Source organism: Mesorhizobium sp. M2A.F.Ca.ET.067.02.1.1 (genome assembly GCF_004023285.1).
Classification (GTDB): domain Bacteria; phylum Pseudomonadota; class Alphaproteobacteria; order Rhizobiales; family Rhizobiaceae; genus Mesorhizobium.
This window is the reverse complement of record NZ_RZSB01000896.1, coordinates 1-2,187: the sequence shown is the minus strand read 5'-3', so window position 1 is coordinate 2,187 and position 2,187 is coordinate 1. Positions and strand designations below refer to the sequence as shown.

The 2,187-nt window shown below is 64.9% G+C and carries 2 protein-coding genes; one reads left to right on the top strand and one right to left on the bottom strand.

Translation table 11 applies throughout. The annotated features are described in order from the left end of the window. Positions 1-1,102, top strand: a 1,102-nt coding sequence (dprA, locus tag EOA28_RS33375; protein WP_128315723.1) for a DNA-processing protein DprA, incomplete at its 5' end; no start/stop codon positions are given. Positions 1,103-1,130: 28 nt separating this feature from the next. Here dprA and EOA28_RS33370 read toward each other — a convergent pair. Beyond that, a partial coding sequence (locus tag EOA28_RS33370) for a hypothetical protein (protein WP_128315722.1) occupies positions 1,131-2,187 on the bottom strand: 1,057 nt, incomplete at its 5' end.

Sequence of the window (2,187 nt, the reverse complement as noted above, 5' to 3'; positions counted from 1 at the left end):
CCTCAGCGACCGGCAGCGGCTTGCCTGGCTTCGGCTGATCCGCACGCCCAATGTCGGTCCGGCTTCGTTTCGTGAGCTGATCAACCGCTTCGGCTCGGCCGAAGCAGCGCTTGAAATGCTGCCCGAATTGATGATCTCCGGCGGCGCCAGTCGTATCGCCCGCATCCCCTCCGTCGCCGAGGCCGAAGCCGAACTGGGCGCAGCCCGGCGCGCCGGCGCCCGCTTCGTCGGCATTGGCGAGGCCGATTATCCGCCCTTGCTGAAGACCTTGGACAATCCCCCGCCGCTGCTGGCGGTGAAAGGCGAAGGCGCGGTCTTCCGCATGCCGGCAGTGGCGATTGTCGGCGCCCGCAACGCGTCGCTGGCCGGCATCAAGATGGCGCGCATGCTGGCGGCCGACCTCGGGCGCGAAGGCTACGCCATCGTTTCCGGCCTGGCGCGCGGCATCGATACGGCCGCGCACAAAGGCAGCGTTTCGACCGGAACCATCGGCGTGCTGGCCGGCGGGCTCGATGTCCCCTACCCGCCCGAGAATGCCGACCTGTGCGACGAGATCGCGGATCGCGGCGGCGCCATCGTTTCGGAAATGCCCTTCGCCTGGCAGCCGCGGGCCCAGGATTTCCCGCGCCGCAACCGCCTTGTCGCCGGCATGGCGCTCGGCCTGGTGGTGGTCGAGGCCGCGCAACGTTCCGGCTCGCTGATCAGCGCACGCCTCGCCAATGACATGGGCCGGCTGGTCTTTGCCGTGCCGGGCTCGCCGCTCGACCCGCGCGCCGCCGGCTGCAACGCCCTGCTCAAGGACGGCGTCACGCTGGTCACCGAAGCCGCCGACGTGCTCGGCGCGCTGGCGCCGCTCGCCGGCACCCGCCCTCCAAGAACCGCGCCGCTTGCCGAGGCGCCCGACATCTCGGCCCTGCCGCCGCCCGGTGAAAACGACCGCGCCGATGTACTGGAGGCGCTGGGCCCCACGCCGATCGCGGTGGACGACATCATCCGCCACACGGGTATGAGTGCGGCGCAGATATCGATGGTGCTGCTGGAGCTCGACCTTGCCGGACGGCTGGAGCGTCACGCCGGCGGGAATGTGTCGCTCATCGCATGACTTGTCACACGGGGCAGAGCCAACTTCCTTATCGAAACAGATATTTCGACACTTCCGGATTGCCGCGGCGCCACATCACATTGTCGAGGAAATAGTGGTGCACGTTGATGAAGATCAGCACGATGAAGAAGAACAGCGACGAACCGAGCACCTGTTTGTCATAGGGGACCAGGGCGGTCAGCACGAACGGGATCAGCCAGAAGCCGAGATAGCCGAGCGCGCCGCCGCCGATGATGAAACCGAGGACCCGCAACCTGTAGCGAGGCCCGAGCACCGATAGGATTTTCGGCTCCGGGTCGCTCGTGGCATCCGAGACGTCTCTCTCGACATTGGTCTGGTAGCGCCAGACCACGGCCAGATATTGCAGCGAGTGCAGCGCCGGCACCACCAGCAACCAGAGCGGGTTTATCCTCGCAATCAGGATCCAGAGATAGAGCGATGCGACATAGGCAACGATGCCGTTATACGGCAGGCCTCCATTCTTTCGCCAACGTCTGGCCAGCATCAGAAGCGTGGCCGCCGTCGATCCGACGGCCGCCAGCACCGCAATATCGGTAGTCCAGGACGGCGCGGCAAAAGTGTAATACTGGAGTCCGTAATACTGCCCCTGCGTCACAGCCGTATTCGTCTGCAGCCAAGCCAGGATCCACACCGCGTAGCTGTTGACGAGCAGCACCTTCTTGTCCCGGTCATCGAAGAATTTGCGCTTCAAGACGGCGTCGACCATCAGCATGCCGTAGCCTTGCTTGACGTAGTGCCAGCCGACGAAGAAGAACATCGCATTGGCCGCGAAGCCGAGCAGCCGCGTGTTCGACGCCGCCGCGCCATAGGCGAAGAACAGGGCCATGATCCCCGGAACGATGACGCCGGCGAAAATGTAGCGAAGTTGCAGGCTCCTGTCGTATCCCTCGCCCCGCGCCTTGCGGCCGAAATTGCGATAGAAGATCTGGTAGGAATGGGCGAAATGCGGGTAGTTCACCAGATAGGCGACGACGACCATCGTCGCGGCCAGCGGACCTTCATAATCGCGCGGCACGAAGAACAGCATCGGCAGGATCAGAAACGCGCTGCCGCCGAGCATGAGG